21 protein-coding genes are annotated in these 26674 nt (G+C 73.0%); 9 read left to right on the top strand and 12 right to left on the bottom strand.

Translation table 11 applies throughout. From position 1 onward, the window contains the following. Positions 1-2: 2 nt before the first annotated feature. The 3 genes from P1K89_RS21980 to P1K89_RS21970 are packed head-to-tail and all read right to left on the bottom strand — an operon-like array spanning position 3 to position 3863. Positions 3-989 carry a zinc-dependent alcohol dehydrogenase gene (locus tag P1K89_RS21980; RefSeq protein ID WP_284618667.1) on the bottom strand — a complete coding sequence of 329 codons (987 nt, stop codon included), beginning with the start codon at positions 987-989 and terminating at the stop codon, positions 3-5. Between the two features lie 18 nt (positions 990-1007). Beyond that, positions 1008-1913 (bottom strand): lysophospholipid acyltransferase family protein, encoded by a 906-nt coding sequence (locus tag P1K89_RS21975; protein ID WP_284618666.1) that lies wholly within the window; start codon positions 1911-1913, stop codon positions 1008-1010. Between the two features lie 42 nt (positions 1914-1955). After that, positions 1956-3863, bottom strand: a complete 1908-nt coding sequence (locus P1K89_RS21970) for an alpha/beta fold hydrolase (RefSeq protein WP_284618665.1) — start codon at positions 3861-3863, stop codon at positions 1956-1958. A 132-nt stretch (positions 3864-3995) separates the two neighbouring features. Here P1K89_RS21970 and P1K89_RS21965 point away from each other — a divergent pair, with 132 nt between their 5' ends. Beyond that, positions 3996-4592 carry an MBL fold metallo-hydrolase gene (locus tag P1K89_RS21965; RefSeq protein ID WP_284618664.1) on the top strand — a complete coding sequence of 199 codons (597 nt, stop codon included), beginning with the start codon at positions 3996-3998 and terminating at the stop codon, positions 4590-4592. A gap of 134 nt (positions 4593-4726) precedes the next feature. Beyond that, positions 4727-6142, top strand: coding sequence for a S41 family peptidase (locus P1K89_RS21960; protein ID WP_284618663.1), 1416 nt, complete (start codon positions 4727-4729; stop codon positions 6140-6142). Here the strand turns inward: P1K89_RS21960 and P1K89_RS21955 are convergent. Genes P1K89_RS21955 through P1K89_RS21945 form a run of 3 tightly spaced genes read right to left on the bottom strand, consistent with a single transcriptional unit; the run spans position 6025 to position 8477 of the window. Continuing rightward, entirely contained in the window at positions 6025-6711 is a 687-nt protein-coding gene (locus P1K89_RS21955; RefSeq protein WP_284618662.1) for an aspartate/glutamate racemase family protein, read from the bottom strand. The two genes, P1K89_RS21960 and P1K89_RS21955, sit on opposite strands and share 118 nt — an antisense overlap. 7 nt (positions 6712-6718) lie before the next feature. Next, positions 6719-7474, bottom strand: a complete 756-nt coding sequence (locus tag P1K89_RS21950; protein ID WP_284618661.1) for an MBL fold metallo-hydrolase — start codon at positions 7472-7474, stop codon at positions 6719-6721. Between the two features lie 7 nt (positions 7475-7481). Continuing rightward, positions 7482-8477 (bottom strand): GlxA family transcriptional regulator, encoded by a 996-nt coding sequence (locus P1K89_RS21945; RefSeq protein ID WP_284618660.1) that lies wholly within the window; start codon positions 8475-8477, stop codon positions 7482-7484. A gap of 51 nt (positions 8478-8528) precedes the next feature. Between P1K89_RS21945 and P1K89_RS21940 the strand changes: the two genes are divergently transcribed. Continuing rightward, positions 8529-9662, top strand: a complete 1134-nt coding sequence (locus P1K89_RS21940) for a DJ-1/PfpI family protein (RefSeq protein WP_439898026.1) — start codon at positions 8529-8531, stop codon at positions 9660-9662. A 58-nt stretch (positions 9663-9720) separates the two neighbouring features. On the opposite strand, the gene P1K89_RS21935 is transcribed toward P1K89_RS21940, so the two are convergent. Then, on the bottom strand, positions 9721-12360 hold the full coding sequence (locus P1K89_RS21935; protein WP_284618658.1) for a winged helix-turn-helix domain-containing protein: 2640 nt from the start codon (positions 12358-12360) through the stop codon (positions 9721-9723). A gap of 137 nt (positions 12361-12497) precedes the next feature. Between P1K89_RS21935 and P1K89_RS21930 the strand changes: the two genes are divergently transcribed. Continuing rightward, entirely contained in the window at positions 12498-13544 is a 1047-nt protein-coding gene (locus tag P1K89_RS21930; RefSeq protein WP_284618657.1) for a LacI family DNA-binding transcriptional regulator, read from the top strand. A 75-nt stretch (positions 13545-13619) separates the two neighbouring features. Here P1K89_RS21930 and P1K89_RS21925 read toward each other — a convergent pair whose 3' ends face one another. The 4 genes from P1K89_RS21925 to P1K89_RS21910 are packed head-to-tail and all read right to left on the bottom strand — an operon-like array spanning position 13620 to position 19653. Further along, the gene (locus P1K89_RS21925; protein WP_284618656.1) at positions 13620-14429 is read right to left on the bottom strand and encodes a peptidoglycan recognition protein family protein; all 810 of its coding nucleotides are present in this window, start codon (positions 14427-14429) and stop codon (positions 13620-13622) included. An 11-nt stretch (positions 14430-14440) separates the two neighbouring features. Then, positions 14441-16435, bottom strand: a complete 1995-nt coding sequence (locus P1K89_RS21920; RefSeq protein ID WP_284618655.1) for a peptidoglycan-binding domain-containing protein — start codon at positions 16433-16435, stop codon at positions 14441-14443. A gap of 17 nt (positions 16436-16452) precedes the next feature. After that, a complete protein-coding gene (locus P1K89_RS21915) occupies positions 16453-17922 on the bottom strand; it encodes a cell wall hydrolase (protein ID WP_284618654.1) in 1470 nt (489 codons plus the stop codon). Positions 17923-17931: 9 nt separating this feature from the next. Then, positions 17932-19653, bottom strand: a complete 1722-nt coding sequence (locus P1K89_RS21910; protein ID WP_284618653.1) for a hypothetical protein — start codon at positions 19651-19653, stop codon at positions 17932-17934. 342 nt (positions 19654-19995) lie between these two features. Here P1K89_RS21910 and P1K89_RS21905 point away from each other — a divergent pair, with 342 nt between their 5' ends. The 5 genes from P1K89_RS21905 (at position 19996) to P1K89_RS21885 (ending at position 25533) form a co-directional block, all read left to right on the top strand. Next, a complete protein-coding gene (locus P1K89_RS21905; protein WP_284618652.1) occupies positions 19996-21180 on the top strand; it encodes an ABC transporter substrate-binding protein in 1185 nt (394 codons plus the stop codon). A 44-nt stretch (positions 21181-21224) separates the two neighbouring features. Then, positions 21225-22205 carry a carbohydrate ABC transporter permease gene (locus P1K89_RS21900; protein WP_284618651.1) on the top strand — a complete coding sequence of 327 codons (981 nt, stop codon included), beginning with the start codon at positions 21225-21227 and terminating at the stop codon, positions 22203-22205. A 5-nt stretch (positions 22206-22210) separates the two neighbouring features. Continuing rightward, positions 22211-23038: a carbohydrate ABC transporter permease gene (locus P1K89_RS21895; protein ID WP_284618650.1), complete on the top strand. Its 828-nt coding sequence runs from the start codon at positions 22211-22213 to the stop codon at positions 23036-23038. An 82-nt stretch (positions 23039-23120) separates the two neighbouring features. Further along, positions 23121-24443: a GH1 family beta-glucosidase gene (locus tag P1K89_RS21890; RefSeq protein ID WP_284618649.1), complete on the top strand. Its 1323-nt coding sequence runs from the start codon at positions 23121-23123 to the stop codon at positions 24441-24443. 16 nt (positions 24444-24459) lie between these two features. Then, positions 24460-25533, top strand: coding sequence for an ABC transporter ATP-binding protein (locus P1K89_RS21885; protein WP_284618648.1), 1074 nt, complete (start codon positions 24460-24462; stop codon positions 25531-25533). Between the two features lie 15 nt (positions 25534-25548). On the opposite strand, the gene P1K89_RS21880 is transcribed toward P1K89_RS21885, so the two are convergent. Further along, positions 25549-26280 (bottom strand): glycoside hydrolase family 16 protein, encoded by a 732-nt coding sequence (locus P1K89_RS21880; RefSeq protein ID WP_284618898.1) that lies wholly within the window; start codon positions 26278-26280, stop codon positions 25549-25551. Positions 26281-26674: the final 394 nt, after the last annotated feature.

Below are 26674 nucleotides of genomic sequence, written 5' to 3'. Positions count from 1 at the left end.
CTTTAGGGGGGGTAGTCGATGCGCTGGCAGAGCACGTCCGGCTCGTCGCCGGCGGCCAGCCGTGCCAGCACCGCGGGCAGCGCGTCGAAGGGCGCGGGCTCGCCGAGCAGCGCATCGAGCGCCGGGTCGGTGAGCAGCGACAGCGCCAGCGCCAGCCGGCGGCGGAAGTCCCAGCGGCCGCGCTGCGCCGCCGCGACGTGGCCGACCTGCGAGGACTGCAGCCGCAGCCGCCGCGCATGGAAGGCTTCGCCCAGCGGCACCGCGACGGGGCGCGTGCCGTACCAGCTGAGCTCCAGCACCGTGGCCTCGAAGCCGGCCAGGCGCAGCGCGGTGGCCAGGCCTTCGCCGCGGCCGCTGGCATGCACGACGAGATCGGCATCGCCCCAGGCCTCGTCCGGCAGCGCGAAGCCCAGCCCCAACCGTTCGGCCAGTGCGCGCCGCGCTGGCTGCACGTCGACCAGCTGCACCGCGCAGCCCGGCATCCGGGCCGCGAGCCACGCGACCAGCGCGCCCAGCGTGCCGCCGCCGACCACCGCGATGCGGTCGCCGATGCGCGGCGCGGCATCCCACAGCGCATTGACCGCGGTCTCGAGGTTGGCGGCCAGCACCGCGCGTGCGGGCGGCACGCCGTTCGGCAGCGGGTGCACCGCATCGGCCGGCACGACGTAGCGCGTCTGGTGCGGATGCAGGCAGAACACCACGCGGCCCAACAGTGCCGCCGGGCCTGCTTCGACCACGCCGACGCTGGCATAGCCGTACTTGACCGGGCCCGGGAACTCGCCCTGCTGGAACGGCGCGCGCATGCGCCGGTGCTCGCTGGCCGGCACTTCGCCGCGGAAGACCAGCGTCTCGGTGCCGCGGCTGATGCCGCTGTGCAGCGCACGCACCAGCACGTCGCCGTCGCCGGGCGTGGCCAGCGGCTCGTCGCGCAGCTCGGCGCGGCCCGGTTCGGCGAGCCAGCAGGCGCGGGCGGGGGCGGGGGCCTTCATCGGGCCTTCATCGGGCCATCAGCGGCGCGCCAGCGCCGCATCGTGCGCCGGTGTGCCGGCAGGGGGCGCCGTGCCGTCGGCGGCGGCCGCGGCGATCAGGCGCGCCATCTGGTCGAGCACCGCGGCATGCAGCGCGCGGGCATCGGTGCCGGCCAGCGGCGAGCCGAAGGCGACGCGCACCTGGCCGCGCTGGTAACGCGCCAGGGCCACCTGCAGCGCGGCGCCGAGCTTCTCGCGGTCCTCGGGCCGCCGGCGCAGCCGGGCCAGCGGGTGGCCTTGGGCGCCGGCGTCGAGCACGTGGCTGGCCAGTGCCGGCAGCACCACCGTGCGCGGCACGCGGCGCACGAAGAGCGCGAAGCTCGCCGACCAGACGGCCAGCGACGCCAGTGCCGGCGGCGCGCCGGCCAGCGCCGGATCGGGCTCGATGCGGGCGGCCGGGAAGGTCAGCAGCGCGCCGCCCGCGCGCAGGTGCTCGACACCCTGGCGCACGACGGCCAGCCGGCCGGCCTCGTCATCGGCCGGCACGAAGATCAGCCGCGGCGCCACCGCCGGCAGCGCGCGCAGGAAGGGCCGGTCGAGCGCGATCACGCGCAGGTCGGGCCGCACCGCGAGGCTGGCGATCAGCGCCACCGTGTCGGTCATGCCGGGATGGTTCGCCAGCACGCACAGCGGCCCGTGCGCCGGCACCTGTGCCGCCCCCTGCACCTGCAGGCCACCGGCCATGCGTTCGACCATCCACGCGCTGCCGCCGGCGAAGCCCCGTTCGGCGACGGCCCGGTCGAAGGCCATCGCGATGTGCGCGAAGCGCCGCGCCGGCCGCCTGAACAGCCGGCGCAGCGGCGTGCGGCGCCAGCGCACGAGGCCGGCGGCATCGAGCAGGTCGTCGACGTTGATCTCGGTCAGCGTGTCGAGGGTGCTCGACATGGCGGCGCGGGCGGGTCCAGGATGCGCCGAGTCTAGGCGGGTTCATCGCAGCGGCTGCAACAGCACGCTGGCCAGCGGCGACACCCGCCCCGGCATCACGACGTGCCGCGAGACGTGCGGCGCGTGGCCGTCCGCCTCGACGGTCAGCACGAACTCGCCGGCGGGCAGGTTCACGAAGCTGAAGACCGCGCCGTCGGCATCGTCCCGATCGTCCAGGAAGGCGGGCAGCAGGTCCGGCCGTTCGCTGTGGCGCGGCACCAGCGTGCGCACGCCGCCGGGGCCCTGCAGCACGATGCGGCGCACGGTCGCGCGGGTGTGCGGCGCGCGGTAGCTGCCGGCGGGCTGGCGCAGCGGGTCGCCGGCGACGTCGATCTGGCCGAACAGCGTGCCTTGCGGGGCGAGCGTGAAGTCCAGCGCCGTTTCGCCGCCGGGCTCGACCGTGACGCGGCGCCGCGCCGGTTGGGTGCGGAAGGCCGGCGCGGTGGCGCTGACCTCGTAGACGCCGGGCGCCACCGGCCCGACGCGGGTGAGGCCGGCCCCCGGGGTCAGCGACATCACCTGCGGCGTGCGCGGGGTGTCGGGCCCGCCCACCGGCGTCAGCGTCAGCGTGGCCAGCGCCGCCAGCAGCGATTCGGCGCGGCCGTCGGGCGCCGCCAGCCGCACCTGCAGCCGGCCGCCCGCCGGCATCGCGCCGGGGCGGTCGGCGGCGGCGAGCAGGGCCTGCACATGCTCGATCACCGTCGGCGCGGCGAGGATGCTGTCGTGGTCCTCGTCGAAGCCGGTGACCATGCGGGCCTCGGCCTGGGCCTCGGGGCGCAGCTGGCTGGCCAGGGTCACGGTGCCGTCGGTGGTCGGGCGCAGCAGGTTGTAGCCGCCGCGGTGGCCGAACAGCAGCAGGTGCCGCACGGACGGCGGCAGCGGCCGCGCATACAGCTGCGTCAGGAAGGCTTCGCCGGGCTGCATGTCGCGCCACGATGGCACCACCGCCGGCGAGTGCTTCACGCCCAGCGCGGCGCCGGATTCGCCGCCCCAGGGCGTCGACAGCGAGACGAAGGCGCCGACCAGGGAGCCGAGCTCGGCGCCGTGGTCGAGCAGCAGCCGCCGCACGACGAGGCCGCCCATGCTGTGCGCGACGATGTGCAGCCGTTCGACGCGGTGCCGCACCTGCAGGTTGAACAGCTTCCAGTACAGCAGGTGGGCCATCGAGTCGAGCGACGAGCCCGACGGGTACTGGAACACCCAGGCCTGGTAGCGCCGGCGGTCGAGGCGCGAGAGGAAGGGTGCGAAGTCCTGCGCCGAGCCGAGCGCGCCGTGCACGAACAGCACCGGCGTGCGCGCCGGGTCGTAGGGCTCGGCGAAGTAGATGTTGCCGCCGGTGCGGCGGAAGGCCTCCATCGGCGACCAGTAGCCCTGGCGCCCGGCCTCGGCCGAGAAGGCGGGCTCGTCCAGCCGCAGCGGCGCACCGACCTGCGTGCTGTGGCGCGGCGGCGAAGGGGCGTCGGCGGGCAGCGCGCGTCGCAGCGCGGCGGCCTGGCCGGGCGCGAGCACCAGGTCGAGCTGCAGCAGCAGGCCCTGGCTGCGCACCTCCACCGGCGCCGGCTGCAGCGCCGCCGGGTCCCCGTCATCGGGCCGGCCGTTGCCGTCGGCATCGCCGAAGGCCACCACGGTGGTGAGCCCGTCGGGCACGATCAGCTCGTAGCCGCCCGCCTCGTGCAGGCGCACCTGGTGCACGACCTGGCGGCGGCCGTCGGCGCCTTCGGCCACGGCGGCGACGACCACCGGCCCCTGCCAGCCCGCCGGCACCGCGACGCGCCCGGCCAGCACGGTGGCGGCGTAGAAGGCGCGGGCCTCGTCGCGCAGCGTGACCAGCGTGCAGGACGACAGCAGCGGCACGGCCAGCAGGCAGGCGAGCAGCAGGCGCAGCGGACGCAGCGGGCGGACAACGGGCATGGGCAGGACGGCGCAGGTGACGGCGCGCGCGAGCTTATGCGATGCCACCCGGCCCGAGGTCTGGGGCCAGGCCTTCGACACGTCGGGGCGGGGGCGCAGAATGCATCTCCGCCACACCCCGGAGATGCCGGCATGAAGCGCTTGCACCGCCCCGATCTCTACGGCTGGTCTGTCTTCGACGAGAGCCGCGACATCGACTTCAACGGCCTGGCGTGGATCCGGCCCGGCGGCAACGTGCTGGTCGATCCGCTGCCGATGAGCGCGCACGACCGCGCGCACCTCGAGCGCCTGGGCGGCGCGGCCTGGATCATCGTCACCAACTCGGACCACACGCGCGCCGCGGGCGAACTGGCCCGGCAGTTCGGCGCCACGCTGGCCGGTCCGCGCGCCGAGCGCGAGGGCTTCGCGCTGCCGTGCACCGCGTGGCTCGGCGACGGCGACGAGCCGGTGCCGGGGCTGCAGGTGATCGAGCTGCACGGCGGCAAGACGCCGGGCGAGCTGGCGCTGGTGCTCGAGCACACGACGCTGGTCACCGGCGACCTCGTGCGCGCGCATGCCGGCAACAGCCTGCACCTGCTTCCGGACGCGAAGATCGGCGACCGCGCCGCGGTCACCGCCTCGTTGCACCGGCTGCTCGAGCGCCATCCGCGCATCGACGCGGTGCTGGTCGGTGACGGCTGGCCGATGTTCCGCGGTGGCGGCGCCGCGCTGCAGGCCCTGGCCGGCTGACATCGCGGCGCCCGCGGGGTGACCCGCTGCCGCGCGGTATGCGACAGGCCGTCGATCCGGCCGACCGAACTGCACGCGGCAGGCGGTCCGCATCGCGCACAGTGGAGGCTTCGTTCACCCCCGAAGGACGCCCCGTGCTGCACCGATTGGCCGCTTCCTGCCTGGCGTTCGCCGCGCTGTGTCTCACTGCCGGCGCCGCGCGGGCGCAGACCTGGAGCGCGGACACGGTGCGCGCCGACCTGGCGCAGTTCCGCCGCGAGTTCTTCGAGCCCGACCGGGCCTACAGCGCGCCGGCGCGGCAGGCGGCGCAGGCGCGGCTCGCGCTGCTGGACGCCCAGGCGCGTGAACTGGATCCGGTGCGCTTCGGCCTGGCGCTGGCCCAGGTGGCGGCGCTGGCCGACAACGGCCACACGCTGAGCTACGGCGGGCCGCGGCTGGCGCGCAGCAACCGGGTCGGCCTCCGCCTCGCGCCCTTCGGCCGCGACTTCGTCGTGCTGCGGGTGCGCACGGCCGATGCCGACCTGCTGGGGGCTGCGCTGCTGGCGATCGATGACGTCCCATTGGAGCGGCTGCGCGAAGCCGCGCATGGCCTCACCGGCGGCCTGCCGTCGTGGCGCGACCGCCAGGCGCCGCTGCTGCTGGAGAGCCCGCAGCAGCTGCAGGCGCTGGACCTGGTGAAGGACGCGGCGGCCGCGCGCTACCGCTTCCTGCTCGCCGATGGGCGGGTGATCGAACGCCGGCTCGTCGCCGAAGCGCCGTCGCCCGACCGGCCGCGCTCGGACACCAGCCGCCTGCTGCTGCCCGACGTGGTGCCGGAGACCCGCGACGGCACCGACACCGGCTGGCGTTCGCTGCTGAGGGCCGGCGCGGCGCCCTGGTCGCTGCAGGAAGGCGGCCGGGCCTTCCGCTGGCGCCATGCGCCCGAGCTGGCCGCCGTGGTCATCGAGCTGCGCCAGACCCACGACGCCCGCGAGTCGACGCTGGCCGCCTTCTTCGCCGAGGTGCGCGCGGCCGTGCAGCGGCACCAACCGACGCACCTGGTGCTGGACCTGCGCCTGAACGGCGGCGGCGACCTGACGCAGGCACGCGACTTCGCCGAGAGCCTGCCGGCGCTGGTGCCGGGGCGGATCTATGCGCTGACGAGTCCGTGGACCTTCTCCGCGGCGATCTCGATCACCGGCTACCTGAAGCAGGCGGCGCCGGCGCGCGTGCGCATCGTCGGCGAGCCGGTGGGCGACCGGCTGGAGTTCTTCGCCGAAGGCCGGCCGGTGACGCTGGCGCACTCCGGCGAGGTGTTGCTGCCGGCGACCGAGCGCCACGACTACCGCGACGGCTGCCGCCGCTTCACCGACTGCCATGCGCCGGTCGTGCGGCGGCCGATCGCCGTCGAGTCGCTGGCGCCCGACCTCTTCGCGCCGTGGACGCCCGACGCCTACCGGCGCGGCATCGATCCGGCGATGGACGCGGTGGCCGCCGACCAGGCGTCGATCAGCAGCGTTTCGATGTCGTGCACCGGGCGGCCGGTGGCGCGGGCGATCGCCTCGCGGTAGGGCGGCATGTTGGTGCACTCGAGCACCAGGTCGCTCACTTGCGGGTGGCGCGCCACCAGCGCCTGCGCGGCCGCGACCACGTCGCGCTCGGCCTCGGCGAGGTCGAGCACCGGCTGATTGCCGAGCAGGCGGCGCTGGAACTCGCAGCCCGGCGCGACGCCTTGCACCGGGGTGCCGTCCGGCACGCCGGCGGCCTGCAGCAGCGCGGGCGTCAGCGACGCGGCATCGATGGTCACGATGCCCGGCCGCGGGTATCGCGCGGCCTGCAGCAGACTGGAGGTGATCACCGGCACCTGCACCGCCTGCGCGAGCGGGTGCTGCCAGGCGGCGAGGAAGCCGCAGCTGGTGGACAGCAGCGTCGCGCCGTCGGCGGCCAGCGCGCGCGCCGCATGGACGAAGGGCTGCAGCAGCGAGGGGTCCGACTCGCGCACGATGCGCTGCGGCGAAGCGCCCTGCACGGTGACGTAGCGCACCGGGATGCCGGCGCGCGACCAGGTCGACGGGTTGCCGATGTCGCCCGGCGGCCGCGGGAAGCGGGTGTCGAGCATCAGCAGGCCGAGGAAGCTCATGGCCGGTTCACAGCGCGATGCGCTCGCCGTCGGCCGGGATGCGCAGCCGCGCGGCCAGCGCCGGCTTCGGCGCGAACCAGGTGCGCAGGTCGGCGCGCGAGACGGTCGCGTGGTCCACCGCGTCGAGGTGGGTCGCGATCACCTGCGCGCCGGGCGCCTCCGCCAGCACCGCCTCGACCATCGCGCAGTCCATCACCAGCGGCGCGAGGCCTTTCCAGTCGGCGCCGCAGGCATGCACGACGATGCAGGCGGGTTGCGTGGCCGCGATCGTCCGCGTGACCTCGGGGCAATGGATCGAATCGCCGACCCAGTACAGCGGCCCGTGGCCCGGGGTGCGCAATACGAAGCCGTGCACCGCGCCCATCGCCTCCAGCACCGCATCCGGGCCGTGCCGGCCGGGGGTCATCTGCAGCGAGAAGCCGGCATGGGCGAAGGTGTCGGCGATGCCGGTCACGTTCGTGAAGCCGAAGGCCCGCAGCCCCTCGGCCACCGGCGCCGGGCACCACAACGGCTTGGTCGCCGGCAGCAGCGCGCGCGCCGCGTCGTCGAAATGGTCCGAATGCAGGTGCGATACGAACACCGCGTCGGCCTCGCGCACCAGGTCCTCGGCCGGCACCGGCAGCGGCACCAGCGGGCTGCGCACGGTGCCGGCATAACTGCGCCCTTCGCCGGGCGCGGCGAGGTAGGGATCGACCAGCAGCACGAAGCCGTCGATGGCCAGGCGCACGGTGGCGCTGCGGATCAGCTGCAGTTGCAGGGTCATGCGGTCCTCACGCGTCACGTTGCTGATAGGCCTTCGGCGTCTCGCCGTGCACGCGCACGAAGGCGCGCTGCAGCGCATCGACCGAGCCGAAGCCGCTGTGGTCGGCGACCTTCTGCTGCGTCCACGCGGTGTGGCGCAGCAGGTGCGCGGCCGCGTCGACACGCGCGCGTTCGACGAAACGCGCCGGCGTGCAGCCGGTCTCGGCGGCGAAGGCGCGGGCGAAGTGGCGCGGGCTCATCGCGGCGCGTTCGGCCAGCGAATCGACCGACAGGTTCTCGCCGAGATGCGCGCCGATCCACGCCACCAGCTCGCGCAGCCGGTGCGTGGCCGCGGCCTGCGCCTCGAGCGCCGGGCTGCGCTGCGGCTGGTCGCCCGAGCGCAGCAGCGGCAGCGCCAGCGTGCGCGCGACGTCCATCGCCACCGCGCGCCCGAGGTCGTCCTCGACCAGCGCCAGCGCGAGCTCCAGGCAGGTGGTGACGCCGGCGGAGGTCCAGACCGCGCCGTCGCGCACCCAGATGCGCCCGTGCTGCACCGCCACCTGCGGGCGCAGCGCCTGCAGCAGGTCGCAACTGCTCCAGTGCGTCGTCGCCTGGCGCCCGTCGAGCAGCCCCGCGGCGGCGAGCACGAAGGCGCCGGTGCAGACGCTGGCGATGCGGCGCATGCGTGGCGCGGCCTCGGCGAGCCAGGCCGCGAGGCCTTGTTCGAGGATCGCGGCGCGCACGCCGGCCTCGTCGCCGCCGGCGACGATCAGCGTGTCGATGGCCGCGGGCAGGGCCGACAGCGGCAGGGTCGCCGCCAGGTCGAGCCCGGCATTGCTGTGCACCGTGCCGCCGAGCGGCGAGGCCAGGTGCAGCCGGTAGGCGCCGGGCCGCAGCAGCGTGGCCTTCGCGAACACGCTGGCCGGGCCGGCGACGTCGATCGACTCGACGCCGTCGAAGACCACCAGCACCACGTCCCTGGCAGGAATCGCGGTTTCTTCGTCGTGGTGCACGGTGGGGGCCATTCCTAGACTGGTCCGATGAAGCCGATGTTCTACCAATTCGCAGGCGCGTCGATGTGGCGCCGTGTCGGGCGGCTGGCCGCCGTCGTCGCGATCGGCGGTGCCGGGCTGGCCGCCTGCGGCGGTGCCGGCCCGCTGCCGCCGGCGCTGGCCGATCCGGCGTTGCGTGAGCAGCAGCGCCAGGCCTTCGTCGATGCGATGAAGCCCGCGCGCGCGGGCCGGCCGGTGGTCGCGATCGTCGCGCTGAACGAGGGCACGGAGGTCACCGACTTCCTGCTGCCGCATGCGCTGCTGCAGCGCGCCGGCGTGGCCGACGTGCAGCCGGTGGCGGTGCAGCGCGGGCGCGTGCAGCTGACGCCGGCCCTGGCGGTCGACCTGCCGCAGAGCCTGGCCGACTTCGACCGCGCGCATCCGCGCGGCGCCGACATCGTCATCGTGCCGGCGATGGTGCAGGACGATCATCCGGCGGTGAGCGCCTGGCTGAAGCGGCAGGCGGGGCAGGGCGCCCGCATCCTCGGCATCTGTTCGGGCGCGCGGGTGGTCGGCCAGGCCGGCCTGCTCGACGGCCGCCGCTTCGCCGGCCACTGGTTCGACCGGTCGACGCTGCTGCGCCGCCATGCCGGCGCGGTGCACGTGCCGCACCAGCGCTACCTCGCCGATCGCGGCGTCGCGACGACCACCGGCATCACCGCGTCGCTGCCGGCGATGCTGGCGCTGGTGGAGGCGCTGGGCGGGCGGGAACGGGCGTCGGCGCTGGCCGCCGAGATCGGCGTGCCGGACTGGGCGCCCGAGCACGACAGCGCGCCCTTCGGCCTGACGCTGCCGCGCGCGGCGAGCTACCTCGCCGCGAAGGCGGCGTTCTGGCGCCATCAGCGCCAGTTGGTCGACGTGCGCGACGGCGCCGACGACATCGCGCTGGCGCTGGCTGCCGACGCGTGGTCGCGCACCGGCCACGTGCAGGTGAATGCGGTGGCCGAAGGCGCCGGCCGCGTGCGCCTGGCCAGCGGCCTCGCGCTGCAGGTGGGCGGGGCCGACGCGGGCCTGCCGCGCATCGTGCTGGCGCCGGGCCTGAAGCCGGCGGCGCAGCTGGACCGCACGCTGTGCGAGATCGACAGCCGCTTCGGCGCCGCGCGGCGGCAGTGGGTGATGCAGGAGATGGAGTACGCCGGGCCGCTGGCCTGCGGCTGAGGCCGAGGCCGAGGCGGCCGAGGCGGCCGATGGGGGCGGTGGCCGTGTCTTTCGGACGTCAGGCCTGTCCGCGGTACCAGGCGGCGGCCTGCCCACGCGAGCCGAGCGCCAGCTTGTCGAGGATGTTCGCGACATGGCGCTTGACGGTGTGCGGGCTCAGGCCCAGCGCGCGGGCGATCAGCTTGTTGCTGTCGCCGGCGGCGATGTGCTCCAGCACCTCGAGCTCGCGGCTGCTCAGGGCCTCGATCGCACCGCCACCCGCTGCAGCGGGCGGCGCCGCGGGCAGCGGCGCGGCCATCGCCGCCAAGGGGGCGACGCGCCGCAACCAGGCCGCCAGCTCGTCGCGGTCGGGCTCGTCGAGCGCAGCGCGCCAGTCGTGCCCGGCGAGGAACGGGGCCGCGGCCCGCGCGAACAGCGCCGAGCCGGTGGCGCCCTGGCGTGAGCGCTCCTGGAAGCCGACCAGCGGTGCGGCCGCGTCGCGCCAGCGGTTCGCGCGTGCGCAGGCCGCGGCCAGGAAGAGCCGGGTCGGCGCGTCGAGCCGGGTGCGCACCAGGTTCACCGGGTCGGCCAGCGCCCGCTGCCAGGCATCGATGGCGGCGTCGACGTCGCCGCGCAGCCACGCGACATGGCCTCGGGCGATGTCGGCCACGATCGCGTGCAGCCCGGGCAGCGCGCTCTCGACCGGCGTCGACTCCAGCACCGCGAGCTGCTCGCGCAGGGTCTCGGCATCGCCGACCGCGGCGGCGCAGCCGGCGATGTAGTTGGCGACGATCCAGCGCGCGCGGTGGCCCTGGCCGGTGGAGGGGCCCTGCAGCAGCAGCGCGGCCGCCTCGCGCGTCGCGGCCGCGTCGCCGGCCGCCGCGGCGATCTGCAGCTGCAGCACGGTGGCCAGCGCATTGACGCCGGTGGGTTCGGCCAGCCAGCGCAGCTCCTGCCGCGTGGCCTCCAGCGCGCCGCGTGCGCCGGCGATGTCGCCCTGCACCAGCAGCCGGTGCCAGCCGCGCGTGATCAGCGCCATCGCCTTCAGCGTCAGCGGCTGCTCGCCGCTGGCGCGCAGCGCGCCGTCGATCCAGCGCTCGATCAGCGGCCCCATGCCGGGGATGTGCACGCCGACCGTGCCCAGGTTGCCCTGGTACCACAGGTGCGGCTCATGGCTGCGCTCGAGGTGCGCCAGCGTCGACGCATAACGCCGCCGCGCGTCGTCGAAGCGGCCCTCGTCGATGTCCGCCCAGGCCAGCGCGACGCCGGTGACCACGTGCGGCGCCGGCGCGGTCGCGCGCAACTGCTCGACGCCGAGCGCGCGCAGGCCCTGGCGGCTCAGGAAGTTCAGCGCGATCGCCCGGTAGCCCAGGCCCATGTCGGCGACCTCGATGTCGCCGGCCGCTTCGCCCAGCGCCTGCGCGCTGCGGGCCGACGCGTCCATCGTCGGGAAGTCGCCGGTGCCCCAGGCGAGCAGGCACTGCGACAGGTGCCAGGCGGGCAGCCGTTCGCGAGTCGTGGCATCGAAGGCCGCCAGCATCGTGCGCACGGTCGGCAGCGCGCCGGCGGTGATCCACACCGGTGTCGCGTTCAGCAGCACCTGTGCCGCGGCGGCGGCATCGCCCGCGCGCAGCAGCAGCGTGATGGCGCGCACGGCATCGGCCTCGCCGGCCGCCGCGCGCTTCAGCAGCTGCGGCACCAGCGCCGGACGCTCGCGCTGCAGCCGTTGCTCCAGCGCGGCGCGGAACAGGTCGTGCAGCTTCAGCGTCGGCTCGTGCGCATCGAGCGCCGTGACGAACAGGCCCATCGCCTCGACCCGGTCGAGCAGCCGCGCCGCGTCGGGCAGGCCGGTGACCGCGGCCGCGCGCGACGCGGTGATCTCGGGCAGCACGCTGACCTGCAGCAGGAAGTCGCGCAGCTCGTCGTCGAGCGTGTCGATGACCTCCTCGCTGAGGAAATCGTGGAACGCGCGCTCGGTGCCCAGCGCGGCGCCACTGCCCGCGGTGCCGCTGCCCGTGCCGCCCACGCGCAGCGCCAGTTGCACGCCCGCGGCCCAGCCCTCGGTGCGCGCGAGCACGGCATCCAGCCGCTCCGGCGCCGCACCGGCCGCGGCCAGCCATCCGGCCAGCTCGTCGCGCGTCCAGCGCAGCGCATCCTGGCGGAATTCGGCCAGCTCGCCGGCGACGCGCCGGCGCGGCAAGGCCAGCGGCGGATCGTGGCGCGTGAGGATGACCGCCGTCCAGCGGGACCCCAGCCGGTCGATGAAGGCGTCGAGGAAGCGGTGCACGTCTTCGTCGACGATGCGGTGCAGGTCGTCGATGACGATCACGCCGTGCGGCACCTCGGCCGCTTCCAGCGCGTTGAGCAATTCGGCGGTGAAGCGGTTGCGGCCCGCGGCATCGCCCGCACCGGCGACCAGCGCCTCGGGGGCCGAACGCCACGGCAGGTCATAGGGTTCCAGCGCCGCGACCAGGCATTCGAGCAGGCGCGGCAGGTCGTCGCCCGCATCGGCCGCCACCCAGGCCAGCGCGACGCCGTCCGGCCAGTGCTGCAGTTGCTGCGCCATCAGCGCGCTCTTGCCGTAACCCGCCGGCGCGCTGACCAGCACCAGCCGCTGCGTCGCCAGCGCCTCGCGCAAGGGCGCGTCGATGCGCGGCCGCTGCAGCAGCACGCGGCCGCGCGGACGCGGGGGCTGGATCTTGGTGCGGGCGAAGGTCATGGGCGGTCGACGGGCGGCCTGCGCGACGCGGCGTGGGCAACGAGTGTAGGGGCGGCTCGAGGTCGATGGCACGCGGGCCATGAAAGCGCATGCACAATCCCCGCCCATCGCCTTCGCGCGGACAGAAGAACACACCGATGCGCAGCAAGTCCTCGCCCGCCCGCCACGCCGCTTCCGGCGGCAAGGTCACGCTCGAGATGGTCGCTCAGCACAGCGGGGTGTCGCCGGCCACCGTCTCGCGCATCCTCAACGGCACCGCCGTGGTCAGCGACGAGAAGCGCGAGGCGGTGGACCGCGCGATCGCCGAGCTGGGCTTCGTGCCGAACCCGATCGCACGCGGCCTGGCCGGCGGGCGCACGCTCAGCGTCGGCGTCATCACGCAGGCCATCGATTCGCCCTTCTACGGCGTCGCGCTGCGCGGCATCGAGGAGGTGCTGGACAAGGCGGGCTACATCCCGCTGTTCGTCAGCGGCCACTGGGATGCCGACGAGGAGAAGCGCTGCATCGAGGTGCTGCGCTCGCGTCGCGTCGACGGGCTGATCGTGCTGACCGGGCGGCTGGGCGATGCCGAGCTGGGCAAGGTGGCGAAGACGCTGCCGACGGTGATCACCGGCCGCGTGCTGAAGGCGCCCGGCCTCTATTCATTGCAGTTCGACGACTTCGAAGGCGCGCGGCTGGCCACCGAGCACCTGCTGCAGCTCGGCCACCGCCGCATCGCTTTCATCGCTGGCGACCCGGTGCACCCGGACGCGGTCGAGCGCCTGCGCGGCTACAAGGCCGCGCTGCAGGCCGCTGGGCTGAAGCCGCGCGCGGCGCTGCAGCTGCAGGGCAGCTTCATCGAAGAAAGCGGCCGCGAGGCGGTGCAGCGGCTGCTCGCCAGCGGCGAGCCGTTCAGCGCGATCTTCGCGGCCAACGACCAGATGGCCTTCGGCGCCGCGCTGGCGCTGTACGAACACGGCCTGCGCGTGCCCGAGGACGTGTCGCTGGTCGGCTTCGACGACCTCGCCGGTGCGACGCACTCGATCCCGCCGCTGACCACCGTGCAGCAACCGGGCCTCGAGATGGGCCGGCTTGCCGCGAGCAGCCTGCTGCAGCTGCTGGCCGGCGAGCGCCCGAAGGTGACGCTGCCGAAGCCGCAGCTGGTGGTGCGGGCGTCGACGCGGCGCATGGTGGCCGGCGGCTGAGAAGTCGCGAACGGGTCCGCAGGCCCGCCTGACGCGAACCCGGCGGGGCCGCGAGGCGCGCCTCCCCTGGCGACGCTACACGTTCGTATGCGGCAGGCGGACCCAGGTCTTCGGACCCACGATTCCATCGGGCACCAGCCCGTGCATGCGCTGGAATGCGCGCACGGCGGATTCGGTTCGCGGGCCGAAGGCGCCATCGACATCGGACAGCCCGAGCGCCTGCTGCAGCTTCACCACCAACGGCCCGCCGCTGCCGCGTCGCAGCGTGGGTCGCGGCGTCGTGCCGGTCGTCACGGTGGGTTCGGCGGCCGGGATCAGCGGCAGCGGTGGCACGCCACCACTCAGCAGTGCCGCGACTTCCTGGCGGAACGGTGCCATCTCGAACAGCGGGTCCGGCTTGCGGCCCGCGGGCAGGGCGTACTCCTTGTGGCCCACGCACCAGTCGGCGGACCGCCCTGCATGGCGCAACAGCGCTGCGACCCCGTGGCGCAGCGAGCGCGTCTGGATCTCCGGCCAGGGCATGTCGGCAGGCTGGCCGCTGTGCTCGCATTCGACGCCGATGAAGTGGCTGTTGCCGGCCTGGATGCCGTTCCACAGGCCCTTGCCCGCGTGGTTCGCCCGGCCCGCCGCGATGACGTACCAGGTTCCGTCCCGGCCGAGTCCGAGCTGGGACAGCGGCCCCGGCAGGTCGGCCCGGCCGTCGCGCAGCGTGCGCAGCGTCGGCATGTTGCCCATCGCCTGCGAGGCCGTGGCGGTGTGATGGATCATCACGCCGAGCACCTGCCCCATCTCGGCACGGCCCCGGCCCTGCCAACCGGGGTCTTCCGCCACCTTCAGGCCCGCTTCCAGCAGCACGCCGGGCATCCAGGTCAGTGCAAAGGCCATCGGAGCTCCCTTCAGGTCTCGTCGACGCCGCCGCGCGCTGCCGGCAGGTGCTCGTCCGGGGTGGCGTCGTCGACCGGACAGCCGCAGCCTTCGCCGTGTTCGTCGTCGTGCGCCGGCGCACCCGGGGGTGCGGGCGCCGGCGGCGCCGGTGCGGCCGCGGTGTTGTCCGACCCGGGCGCACTGCGCATTGCCTGCAGCTCGCCGATCTGGAACGCACTCAGCTCGCCGGTGGCGGGCAGCAGGCCGCGAGCTTCCTGCCAGGCCTTGATCGCGCGTCGCGTCGGGCCGTCGAACCAGCCGCTGACCTCGATCTCCTGCATGCCGATGCCGCGCTGCACGCGTTGCACCTCGGCCGTCGTCAGGGCGCGCTCGCTGTCGTTGAGCGCATCGCTCATCGCTTCGGGTGCGCCCCCTGCGCCGGTCCCGCTGCCCGTCATGCCAGCGGGGGGTGCAGGCGGCGTCAGCAGGCCCTGGCCCGCGGACTTGGCGCTGTCGCCGGCCGGCGGTGATGCCTCGGGACGGCCACCGGAACCACGCAGCCGCACCAGCTTGCTCAATGCATCGAACCAGAACGGCGCGCCGAGCGTGCAGGCCAGCGCCACGATCAGCCACCCGACCGGCATCAGGGCCCAGTCGGCCCATTGACGCTGGGCGCGATCGCATTCCGTTCCCTTCCGATCGGCCGGGCACGGGTCGGTGAACATCGTCGGCTGCGCGGAGCCCGTCCAGCCGATCGGCAGTCCCAGCTGCTGCAGGGTACCCAGGTCCTGGATCGTGCCGCAGAGCGCCTTCCAGTCCGCGTCGCGCGGGGCTTCCGGGCCGGCGCAGACGGCGCTCAATCGCCGGGGCACGGGCGCCGCCTTCTCTTGCTTGCCGGGGTCGAGCACGCGTGCGACGCTGGCCGAGAGTTCTGCGAAGCGGTCGATGAGCTGCTTCGGCGCCACTTCGGGAGGCAACTTCGCCGCGACGGCGGCAACGCGGTTCTGCAGTGCACGCACGGCGGGATCGTCGGCGCGGCCGCCGGCGGCACGCCACGCGCCGATCGCCTTGTCCAGCGTGAGCACGTCGTTGAACAGGGGTTTGAGCCGCGCGTCCGCCGTGGTCGAGATGCCATTCATCGCCGACCAGACGCCGTGCACCGCCGCCTCGACATCGGCTGCAGTCGCGGTGCCTGCCGGGCCCGTAGGCGCGGGCGTGGGCGGGCGCGTGGGCGATGCTGCCGCAGACGCCGGGCCCGCCGCTGGTGCGAGCAGGCGATCGGCGGCCGTGGCACCCCCGGACGCTTGATTTGCGGCATAGGTTTCGCTGGCCCGCTCGGCAGCCTTGACCACCGCATGTCGCAAGGGTTCGTCGGTCCACAGGCGCGACGCGATGACGATCGGGTTGATGTTCGCGGCTATCGCGACGAGCAAACCGATGGTGAACACGCCGGCCTGGGTCTTGCGCTTGAACCAGCCGGTGGAGCGTTCGCCGACGGCGTCGTACCACGCCGCCAGCCGGGCCTCGAAGGCTGGCCAGTCTTTCTCGACGCCCATCACCAGCGACGACAGGCCCCGCACGAACAAGGCGTTCGGGCGGACGGCGCCGGCGTTGGCCAGTCCGGTCGCGTTGACCTGGGGCGCCACCGCCGGCGCGGGGCCGGTCAACGCGGCTCGCAGCGCCTCGATCAATTGCAGCGGCGTCTCCGGCCGCACGCCCGCCGCATGGGTGTCGACGAGGTGGCCGAGCAGCGCAGCGACGATCGCATCGGCCTTGATGTAGCTGGGGCGTCTGTCGTCGTGCGCTTCCTGCTTCTGCGGCGACAGCGCAGCGAGCAGCGGATGGCCCATCAGCGCCGTTGCGAAGGTGTCGTCGTCGCCGACGAAGGAGGCGATCGCCTGCCGCAGCACCTTGCCGCGCAACCCGGTGGAGCTCGAGTACACCTCCTGCAGCGCGGTGACCAGCAGGCTGACCAGCGCGAAGACCAGCGCCAGGCCGATCGCGACGTCGATGACACGGGAGTCCATGTCCAGGCCTTTCTGCGTTAGGCGACGCCGGTGAAGAAATCGTGCCCACCGATGCGCGCGCAGGGCACGAGGCCCTGGGCCCAGCGCGGCCGGCGCACCCGCGCCGGGGCGTAGTAGTGAGTGGCGCCTTCGGTCGTGTCCAGGCGCGCGCGGCTGCCATCCGCCTTGCGATGGGCGGCGTGCACCCGCGCGGCGATGTCGACGGCGAGCGCGAAGCTGGCATCGGCTGCACTGACCTCGAGCAGGCGGCGTCGATTGGGGTCGTTGGCATTCCAGCAGCTGAATTGCCAGGGCTTGCGGCAGACCTCGATCACGCTGCCGCCCCACCAGCGCGCGGCGTCGACTCGGTTGCATACGACGTGTGCGACGGCCTCCATGCCGGCGCGGCCTTCCCCGCGCGCTTCGCCGTACATCGTGCGCGCCAGCACGTCGATCGCTTCGTCGTCGGGCGACACCGCGTGTGGGGCGATGCCGTCGCCGGCCGGCGACGGCCCCAGTCGCCGTCCTGAGACTGCCGCGGGGCGCCGCAAGGGATCGCCGCGGCGCACGACGCTCGCGCCGACCCACTGCAGGATCGGCCCGATCGGAACCGCGTACGCATGCGCGACGCCGTCGATCACCGCGCCGCCGGCATGGATCGCGACCAGTTCGTCGCGGGCGTTCCAGAGCGGCGCGCCGCTGTCCCCACCCACGGTGAGTTCGCTGCATTGCCAGTCGATGCCCTCGCCGAGCACATAGGCGCGGCTGTCGTCATGTGCGGCGCGCAGGGTCACGGAGCACAGTTCGAAGCCGCGACCGGCGATGTCGCGGCCTGGCGCCCGCAGCCGCAGCGCGTCGTCGCCGAAGAGCGGCGCCGAGCCGGTGGGCCACAGGTCGCGCTGCGCGTGCAGCGCCGCGAGGTCCTCGGGTTGCACTTCGGCGATGCCGGCGTCGATGTCGCAGCGCTCGTCCATGCGGGCGAAATTGGGCTGCCAGTCGAGCAGCGGACCTTCGAACCACAACGCGCCGTCGTCCCGGGCCTCGAAGTGCATCGTGTCGCCACGGCGCACGCCGGGCGCGGCGCCGCAGACATGACCGGCGGTCAGCGCCAGCAGGCGCTGCGGCTCGTCCAGCAGGCGCAGGATGGCGCCGAGCGCGCCGTTGCCGCGCTTGTTGGACCGGTTCCAGGCCAGCAGGGACGATTGCAGGCGCGGCACGGCGTCGCAGCGCTGGATATGCACCGGAATGGCTTCACCGTCGAGCGGCGACCTCACGGTGCGCGGCAGGGTGCGCGACGGGCACGTGGCGTCGACCAGCAGTGTCAAGGCACGGCAGCGTGCGCCGGCGTCGTCCGCCGCATGGCGGGCGCCCTGACAGGCCGCCGCTGCCTGCGGCGTCAGGCCGAGCCGTCGCGCGAGCAGGGTGTCGCGACCGCGCGTGCGGGCGAGCTCGGCCAGCGCATGGCGTGCGGCGTGAAGATGATCCAGCGGGCTCGGAGCCGAGGTCACATCCTGCCTTCAGGAAACCGGCGCGGTATTGGCCTTCTTGACCGCGGGTACGGAGGCCGCCGGCGCCGGTTTGGCCGCGGCGGCGCCGGCGTCGGCCTTCTTGACCGGCTCGTTGGCCGGCTTGTCCGCCGCGCCGTTCTCGGCCTTCGCGTCCACCGTCGCGGCGATGATGCGCAACAGCACGAAGTGGTGCGCAGAGCCGCCACCGTCGGTGAAACGCAGCGCCACCACATCGCCCGGCTGCGCGCTCGCCGGCGGCGTGTACTCGAAGCGGAACTGGCCGCCTTCGGTGCGCATCGCGACCTCCGACTTCGGACCCACGACAACCTGCGCCGAGGGCGCGCCGCTGCCGCCGGAGACGAAGAAGACCGCGCTGCTGCCGACCGCCACCGAGATCTCGCCGGCGGCCGGCGAGACCTTCAGCTCGATGCCCGTGGTGCGCACCGAGCAGGCGTTGATCGCTTCGCGCAGCGCGCTGTCGGTCAGGCCGGTGAACGGATGCACGAGGGCTTCGAGCGAAATGCGCGCGCGGGCCAGGCGCTGTGCGGCATCCAGCAACACGTTCATGGCCCGACGGTCCTCGGCCGTTTCCGGGCGCGGCTTGCCGCTCGACTGCTGTTGACCTTCGCGGGGCGTCTTCCTGCGGTCCAGCGCCGCGAAGTCGAGCCCGCTGATCGAACCGGCGACCGACGGCATGCCCTTGGCCGCGGCCAGCACCGACGCCAGGTCGGGCACCGTCTTGTCGACTTCCGCACTCACCTTCAGCTGGATGTTCAGCGACTTGTGCCACAGCGCAGGTCCCGCGGCGGCCAGCGCGCGGACCGCCGCATCGGCGCTGGTTTCGGTGGCCTGCGCCCGCCTGATCTCGCGGTCCACGGCGCTGAAGGCCGACAGCAGCGCCGGCGGCGCTTCGAAGGTCTCGCGCTCTTCCGTCGGCGGGCCACCCGGTACCAGCCTGGTGCGCGGCGGCCTGGCCTTGCACTCGTCCACCAGCGCGCGCTTGCGCGCCGGCGAAGGATCGTCGATGGTGTCGCAGTTCTCGGCAATCGGCACCCGCTTCGGCGGTGCCGGCCGAAGCGTGGTGAGGGTGATCGGCTGGCGCAGCGCGTCGAACTGGTCGATACGGCCTTGCGCGTGCAGCTCCTGCTCATTGAGCCGTCGCAGCGCACCGTAGACCGTGCGCTTGGCCGCGTCGTCGTCGGCTGCACCGAGTTGCGTGCGCCCGACACGCAGCGGTTCGACCGCCGTCATCGCGCACGACAGCGCCTCGGCGCCGGCGCGGTACACATCGAGTCTCGGCCGCGAGATCAGCGTGTTGCCATAGGCCCAGCCGGCGCCACCGAGCACGCCGGCGCCGGCGAGGTCCTTGGTGTTCGGATGGGTGACGCCCTTGAACAGCGAAACGGCAGACAGGCCGATCAGGGCTGCCGAGAGCTTGGGCATCGCATTGCCCTGCTCGGCAATGGCGGAGAGGTAGCGGCGCTGAGCCTGAGCGGCGTCGGCGTAGGCTGCGTCGAGCGTCACGGCGTCGTTGTCCGCGCCTCCCTGCGGCGCGGGCGATTGCGGCGCAGGCGACTGCGGCGCAGGACGCTTCGGGTCGTGGATGCGGTCGGAGAAGACGTGCGGATCCAGCGTGCCGCAGCTGGCCAGCAGCCACCCGGTGGCGACCAGCGCCGCGCTGGCAGGCAGGAGGCGCCGGCATCGGCGCGCCCGGGGCGTCGAATCTTCCACATGGCCTCCCTGTGGCAGCGGCGGGACGCCGCAGCACTGGCGGGCACTCTAGATGTCGCGAGGCGTCGGGCGCATCGTCAAGATGTGTGAGGCCGTGCGGGTGCCCGGAGCCCGCGAATACCCTGAGTTGACGCTTCAGCGCAGGCCGCTCAAAATGCTGAAAGCGCTTTCAACGTAGCCCAACGCAGCTTCATGTCTTCTCGCGGCCGTTCTTCTGACTCGAGCCTCCGGCGCCGTCGTGTGCTGGGGTGGTCGGCGGCCGTGATCGGTGCGGGTCGCCCGTGTTCGGCGCTGCTGGCGAGCAGTCTGGCGGCGTCACGCGCCACGGGTGCGTCGGGCGCCGTGAAGACGCTGACGGTCGCGGCCTTCCCGGCCATCGACAAGATCGTCGCCGGCGCGATCCCCGCGTGGCGCGACCTGCATCCGGACATCGAGCTGAAGATCGTCAGCCGGCGCGCGTCGGACCACCACGTCGCGATGACGACGGCGCTGTCGAGCCAGAGCAACCTGCCGGACCTGTTCGCGCTGGAGGCGGACTACGTCGGCCGCTTCTCGCTCGGCCACGGGCTCGAGGACCTGCGGCGCGCGCCGTTCAACGCCGAGGCGCTGCGGCCGCGCTTCGTGCCCTATGCGCTGCAGCAGGGCACCAATGCGCGCGGCGAGATCGTCGCATTGCCGACCGACGTCGGCCCCGGAACGCTGCTGTACCGCGCCGACCTGCTGCAGCGCGCGAGCCTGGTGGAGGCCGACCTGACGCGCAGCTGGGACGGCTTCGTCGAGGCCGGCCGGCGCATCCAGGCGGCCACCGGCGCCTACCTGCTCGCGCATGCGCGCGACATGAAGGACATCCTGATCCGCGCCGGCGTGACGCCGGGCGACGGCATCTACTTCGGCCGCGACGGCACCGTGCGGGTGAACTCGCCGCACTACGCGCGCGCCTTCGAGCTGGCGCGGGCGGTTCGGCGCGCGAAGCTCGATGCCAAGGTCGGCTCGTGGTCGTCGGACTGGACCGAAGGTTTCCGCCGCGGCGGCATCGCGACGCAGATGATGGGCGCCTGGCTCGCCGGCCACCTGAACAACTGGCTCGCGCCGACAACACGCGGGCTGTGGCGCGCCGCACAGCTGCCCGAAGGGTCGTTCGCCGCCTACGGCGGCACGTTCTACGCGATCCCGCGTGCATCCGACCCGGCGACCAAGGCCCTGGCCTGGGAGCTTGCGACCCTGCTGACCACCGACCGCCGGCTGCAACTGCAGGCCTTCCAGCAGCACGACGCCTTCCCGGCCGCGGTCGACACCTACGAGGACCCGTTCTTCGAGCAGCCGATCCCGTTCCTCGGCGGCCAGGCCGCGCGCACCGTGTGGCGCGAAGCAGCGCGCCGCATCACCGCGCCGGCGGTGCACAAGCAGGACCGCTTCGCCGAGGAGGTGATCAACACCGAGCTCGACAAGGTGCTGCTGCGCGGCAAGGACATCCCGACCGCGCTGGGCGATGCCGAGCGGCTGCTGAAGCAGCGCGCGCACCGCTGACGAAAGCCGCGAAGATGGCGCTCGACGGAACCACCACGTCCCCGATGACCACCCCACCGTCCCTGCGCGGCGCGGGCCCCGCGGCCGCGCCCGCGCTGCCCACGCGCCGGCTGCGCGTGTCAGCGCGCAGCGCCCCCTACGTGCTGCTGCTGCCCTTCCTGGCGCTGTTCTGCGTCTTCGGGCTGTTCCCGCTCGGCTTCTCGCTCTACCTCGCGTTCCAGACCTGGGAGCCGACCAGCGGCCTGGGCGCCATGCAGTTCGTCGGGCTGTCCAATTTCGCCTTCGCCTTGAGCGACGAGTGGTTCTGGAAATCGATGTGGAACACGCTGTGGCTGGCGGTGGCCTCCGGGGTGCCGCAGCACCTGGTGGCGATCCCGGTCGCGTGTTTCATCCACGCGGCCTTCAAGCGCTATCGAAATCTCATCCTCGGCGCCTGGTTCGTGCCCTACATCACGTCGACGGTGGCGGTGGCCATCGTCTTCACGCTGCTGTACTCCACCGACTACGGCCTGATCAACCAGGTCATCGCCGGCATCGCGCGCTGGCCGGTGATCGGCGCGCTGATGCCCGAGCAGTCGATCGACTGGATCAACGACCCCGAGCACCTGAAGCCGGCGATCGCGGTGCTGGTGTTCTGGCGCTACGTCGGCTTCAACATCGTGCTGTACCTCGCCGGGTTGCAGGCCATTCCGCGCGACCTGTACGAAGCCGCGACCATCGACGGCGCCAGCCCGCTGCAGCAGTTCTTCCACATCACGCTGCCCGGACTGAAGCCGATGATCCTGTTCGGCGTGACCCTGAGCGTGGTCGGCGGCCTGCAGCTCTTCGAGGAGCCCTTCATCCTGACGCCCGACGGCCGCGGCGGCTCGGACCAGGCCGGCATGACGGCGGCGGTGTACCTGTACCGCACCGCCTTCGACTTCAACGACTTCGGCGCCGCCAGCGCGATGTCGTGGCTGCTGTTCATCGCGGTGGGCGGGATCACGTGGTTGATCCACAAGACCATCGGCCGGGGGCTGAAGTGAGGACGATGAAGACCGCCGCGCGCGGCACCTGGGCTGCCTACGCCATCGTCGGCGCCGGTGCGCTGCTGATGCTGGCGCCGTTCTGGTTCATGTTCGTGTTCGCGACGCACTCGCGCACCGAGATCTTCAGCCTGCCGCCGCCGTCGTGGTTCGGCGACGACCTGCTGGCGAACCTGAAGATCCTGGGCGAACGCATCCCGTTCTGGCGCAACCTCGGCTGGAGCCTCTACGTCGCGCTGATGTCGACCGGGCTGACGCTGCTGTTCTGCTCGATGGGCGGCTACGCGTTCGCGATGTTCGAGTTCCGCTTCAAGAAGGCCCTGTTCGCGCTGGTGATCGGCACGATGCTGCTGCCGTCGTTCATGAGCATGATCCCGACCTTCATGATCATGGACGTGCTGGGCTGGATCGACCAGCCGCGCGCGCTGTACATCCCCGGCGCGGCCAGCGCCTTCGGCATCTTCCTGATGCGCCAGTACGTGACGAGCGCCGTGCCACGCGAGCTGATCGAGGCCGCGCGCATGGACGGCTGCGGCGAGCTGTCGATCTATGCGCGCATCGTCCTGCCGCTGCTGAAGCCCGCGCTCGGCACGCTGGGGCTGGTGACTTTCATCAGCTCGTGGAACAACTTCATCGGGCCGCTGGTGGTGCTGCGAAGCCCGGAGAACTACACCCTGCCGCTGGCGCTGCGCAGCCTGCAGAGCCCGGCGGATACCGAATGGGGCGCGCTGATGGCCGGCGCTGCGGTGGCGGTGCTGCCGCTGCTGGTGCTGTTCGCGCTCGCTTCCCGGCAGTTGATCGCCGGACTGACGGTGGGTGCCGTGAAGCAGTAGCGGCCACTCGCTCCCCTTTTCTTCTCAACATTGCACGCCGGCCTTGCAAGGCGCGGCCTCGACCATGAACGACCCTCTCGGGATGACGCCCCCCTTTCCGCCCGGCTTCGTATGGGGCGTGGCCACCAGTGCCTATCAGATCGAAGGCGCGGCCGGCGTCGATGGCCGCGCGCCGTCGATCTGGGACACCTTCTCGCACACCCCCGGCGCCATCGCCGACGGCTGCCACGGCGACATCGCCTGCGACCACTACCACCGCTGGCCGCAGGACCTGGACATCGTCGCGTCGCTGGGCGTTCAGGCCTACCGCTTCTCGGTCTCGTGGCCGCGTGTGCGGCCCGACGGCGCCGGCGCCTGGAATGCCGCCGGCATGGACTTCTACGAGCGGCTCGTCGACGGCGCACTTCACCGCGGCGTCACGCCCTACCTGACCCTGAACCACTGGGACCTGCCGCAGGCGCTGCAGGACGAGGGCGGATGGGGCGCGCGCGACACCGTGCACCGCTTCGTCGAGTACGCGCAGCATGTCAACCGGCGCCTCGGCGACCGCGTGCGCTCGATCACCACGCACAACGAGCCGTGGGTGATGGCCGTGCTCGGCCACCAGACCGGCGTCTTCGCGCCGGGCCTGAAGAACCGCGCGCTGGCGATGCAGGTGTCGCACCACCTGCTGCTGAGCCACGGACTGGCGCTGCAGGCCCTGCGGGCCGACGGCGCCCAGGCCGAGCTCGGCATCGTGCTGAACCTGTCGCCCTTCCACCCGGCGACGGACTCGCAGGCCGACCGCGACAAGGCGCGGCTCGAGGACGGCCAGCTGCGCCGCTGGTACCTCGATCCGATCTATCACGGAAAGTACCCGGATGACGTGCTGCAGGCGCTCGGCCCGGACGCACCGCTGGTGCAGCGCGGCGACATGGCCGACATCGCGCAGCCGATCGACTTCCTCGGTGTCAACTACTACACGCGCTCGGTCGTCAGCGCCGCCGAACCCTGGGATGCGAAGGACGCCGGGCACGAGACCACCGACATGGGCTGGGAGATCTATCCCCGCGGCCTGACCGAGCTGCTGGTGAACCTGGGGCGGGACTATCCGGTGAAGTCGCTGATCGTCACCGAGAACGGCGGCGCCTTCGCCGACCAGGTGGTGCACGGCCGCGTGCACGACGAGGACCGGGCGCGCTACCTCGCGCAGCATGTGGCGGCCGTCAGCGACGCGATCGCGCAGGGCGCGCCGGTCACCGGCTACATGGTGTGGAGCCTGCTCGACAACTTCGAGTGGGCCTTCGGCTACGGCAAGCGATTCGGCATCGTGCATGTGGACTACGCGACGCAGCGGCGCACGCTGAAGGACAGTGCACTGTGGTTCCGCGACTTCCTGGCCCGGCAGAAAGCCGCGCGGCCCTGAGCAGGAGATTTTCGCGATGGGACAACTCTCACTGCGCGGCCTGCGCAAGCGCTTCGGCGATACCGAGGTCATCAAGGGCATCGACCTCGAGATCCGCGACGGCGAGTTCATGGTCTTCGTCGGGCCTTCGGGCTGCGGCAAGTCGACCACGCTGCGCCTGATCGCCGGGCTCGAGGAGATCAGCGACGGCGAACTGCAGATCGACGGCCGGCGCGCCAACGAGTTGCACCCGGCCGACCGCGGCGCGGCGATGGTGTTCCAGAGCTATGCGCTGTACCCGCAGATGACGGTGGCCGAGAACATGGCCTTCGCGCTGCGCATGGCCGGCGTCGGCAAGGCCGAGCGCGAGCAGCAGGTGCGCAAGGCGGCCGACACGCTGCGCATCACCAAGCTGCTGGACCGTTATCCGAAGGACTTGTCGGGCGGCCAGCGCCAGCGCGTGGCGATCGGCCGCGCGATCGTGCGCAACCCGCGCGTCTTCCTGTTCGACGAGCCGCTGTCGAACCTCGACGCCAGCTTGCGCGTCGACATGCGGGTGGAGCTGGCGCGGCTGCGCGACGCATTGGGCACGACGATGGTCTACGTCACGCACGACCAGGTCGAGGCGATGACGCTGGGCGACCGCATCGCGGTGTTCAACGACGGCCGCATCGAGCAGCTGGGCGAACCGATGGCGGTGTACCGCGCGCCGGACACCGAGTTCGTCGCCGCCTTTCTCGGCGCGCCGCGCATCAATTTCATCGATGCACCGCCGTCGGCGGGCGCCAGCGCCGAGCATGTCGCGTTGTGGCAGGCCGTGGCCCAGTCGGCATCCGGTGCGCGCTTCGCGACGCCGCCGCGGCGCATCGGCCTGCGGCCCGAGCACCTGCAGTTGTGCACCGTCGACGACGGCATCGCCGCCACGGTCGCCCTGGCCGAGCGCCTGGGCGACAGCGTGATCGCCCACGTGCGGGTGTTCGGCATCGAGCCGCTGCTGACCTTGCGCATCAACGACGGTGCGTCGATGCTCGAGGCGGGCCAGGTGGTCTACCTGCGCGCGATGCCCGATGCGGCGATGGGCTTCGGCGCCGACGGGCGGCGGCTGCACTAGCCGCCGCCGCGCCGGTCACGGCGCCTGGTAGACCCGGACGTGCTCGATCTCGTACTTCACGGGAAAGATCGCGTCGTCGACCGGCCCGCCCAGGTCGCCGCCGATCGCCAGGTTCAGGATCAGGAACTGCGGCGCGTCGAAGGGCCACTGCGCCGCGCCGCTGCCCTTGTTGTCGACGACGTGATGCACCCGGCCATCGACCGCGAAGCTCACGCGCTGCGGCGTCCACAGCATCTGGTAGTCATGGAACGCGGTGCAGGCGGTCGGCAGCGACGTGGCGCCGGTGACGCCCTGGGCGCCATGGCCCGACGTGGTGTGCACCGTGCTGAACACCCTCTCCGGCGCGCTGCCCTGGTGCTCCAGGATGTCGAGCTCGCCGGTCGCCGGCCACTGCCCCAGGCCCAGCATCCAGATTGCTGGCCAGGTGCCGAGCCCGCAGGGCATCTTCGCGCGGACCTCGAAGAAGCCGTAGGTCCACTCGGCCTTGCCGCGCGTCAGCAGCCGCGCCGAGCTGTACTTCTGGCCACCCCAGTCGGCCTGGTCCCGCATCTCCTCGCGCCGCGCGGTGATCACCAGCCGCCCGTCGCGCACCTCGCTGTTCGCGAGCCGCGCCCGCGCGTAGTACTGCTTCTCGTTGTTGAACCAGCCCTGCTTGTTCATGCCGGTGTCGTAGTCCCAGCGCGACGCATCGGGCAGCCCTGCCTTGTCGAACTCGTCCGCCCACACCAGCCGGTAGCCCGCCGGCACCGCCAACGTCTGCGGCGCCGGTGCCGGCCCAGGGGAGGGCGCCGGTGCCGGCTCAGGCGCCGCACCCCCGGTCCCGCCACACCCCGCCATCACCGCCCCACCCAGGACAACACCCATCAACCGTCCAGCTCCAATCAAGTCAGCCCCCTCGCGGATGTAGGCACCCGCAACTCCGGGGTGACTACTGAAGTTAAGAACACAACGGATGTCTGCCGTCCCTCGCAACGCGCGTTCGAACCGCACAACTCCGGGTGACTACTAGGTCAAACAAGCCAACAAGGTCTCTATCATGCTGAAAGCGCTTTCAAGCGTCAATCGCTGAAAGCGCTTTCTAGAACCGGAAACTCGAACCACAACCCTCGTCCCGACACCGAGCGCTGCAGGCCCGAAGGGC

The organism is Aquabacterium humicola, assembly GCF_030167915.1.
In the GTDB taxonomy this organism is placed as follows: Bacteria; Pseudomonadota; Gammaproteobacteria; order Burkholderiales; family Burkholderiaceae_C; genus Pseudaquabacterium; species Pseudaquabacterium humicola.
Note: the sequence above shows the minus strand (reverse complement) of the source record. Positions and strands in the feature narration are given on the sequence as shown.

Bases quoted from the DNA above. Each gene is read 5' to 3' on its own strand.
- P1K89_RS21900 (WP_284618651.1), top strand. From the start codon at position 21,225: ATGACCACCCCACCGTCCCTGCGCGGCGCGGGCCCCGCGGCCGCGCCC.
- P1K89_RS21935 (WP_284618658.1), bottom strand. From the start codon at position 12,360: ATGACCTTCGCCCGCACCAAGATCCAGCCCCCGCGTCCGCGCGGCCGC.
- P1K89_RS21950 (WP_284618661.1), bottom strand. From the start codon at position 7,474: ATGACCCTGCAACTGCAGCTGATCCGCAGCGCCACCGTGCGCCTGGCC.
- P1K89_RS21980 (WP_284618667.1), bottom strand. From the start codon at position 989: ATGAAGGCCCCCGCCCCCGCCCGCGCCTGCTGGCTCGCCGAACCGGGC.
- P1K89_RS21930 (WP_284618657.1), top strand. From the start codon at position 12,498: ATGCGCAGCAAGTCCTCGCCCGCCCGCCACGCCGCTTCCGGCGGCAAG.
- P1K89_RS21965 (WP_284618664.1), top strand. From the start codon at position 3,996: ATGAAGCGCTTGCACCGCCCCGATCTCTACGGCTGGTCTGTCTTCGAC.
- P1K89_RS21955 (WP_284618662.1), bottom strand. From the start codon at position 6,711: ATGAGCTTCCTCGGCCTGCTGATGCTCGACACCCGCTTCCCGCGGCCG.
- P1K89_RS21925 (WP_284618656.1), bottom strand. From the start codon at position 14,429: ATGGCCTTTGCACTGACCTGGATGCCCGGCGTGCTGCTGGAAGCGGGC.
- P1K89_RS21970 (WP_284618665.1), bottom strand. From the start codon at position 3,863: ATGCCCGTTGTCCGCCCGCTGCGTCCGCTGCGCCTGCTGCTCGCCTGC.
- P1K89_RS21920 (WP_284618655.1), bottom strand. From the start codon at position 16,435: ATGGACTCCCGTGTCATCGACGTCGCGATCGGCCTGGCGCTGGTCTTC.
- P1K89_RS21975 (WP_284618666.1), bottom strand. From the start codon at position 1,913: ATGTCGAGCACCCTCGACACGCTGACCGAGATCAACGTCGACGACCTG.
- P1K89_RS21945 (WP_284618660.1), bottom strand. From the start codon at position 8,477: ATGGCCCCCACCGTGCACCACGACGAAGAAACCGCGATTCCTGCCAGG.
- P1K89_RS21940 (WP_439898026.1), top strand. From the start codon at position 8,529: ATGTGGCGCCGTGTCGGGCGGCTGGCCGCCGTCGTCGCGATCGGCGGT.
- P1K89_RS21895 (WP_284618650.1), top strand. From the start codon at position 22,211: ATGAAGACCGCCGCGCGCGGCACCTGGGCTGCCTACGCCATCGTCGGC.
- P1K89_RS21885 (WP_284618648.1), top strand. From the start codon at position 24,460: ATGGGACAACTCTCACTGCGCGGCCTGCGCAAGCGCTTCGGCGATACC.
- P1K89_RS21890 (WP_284618649.1), top strand. From the start codon at position 23,121: ATGACGCCCCCCTTTCCGCCCGGCTTCGTATGGGGCGTGGCCACCAGT.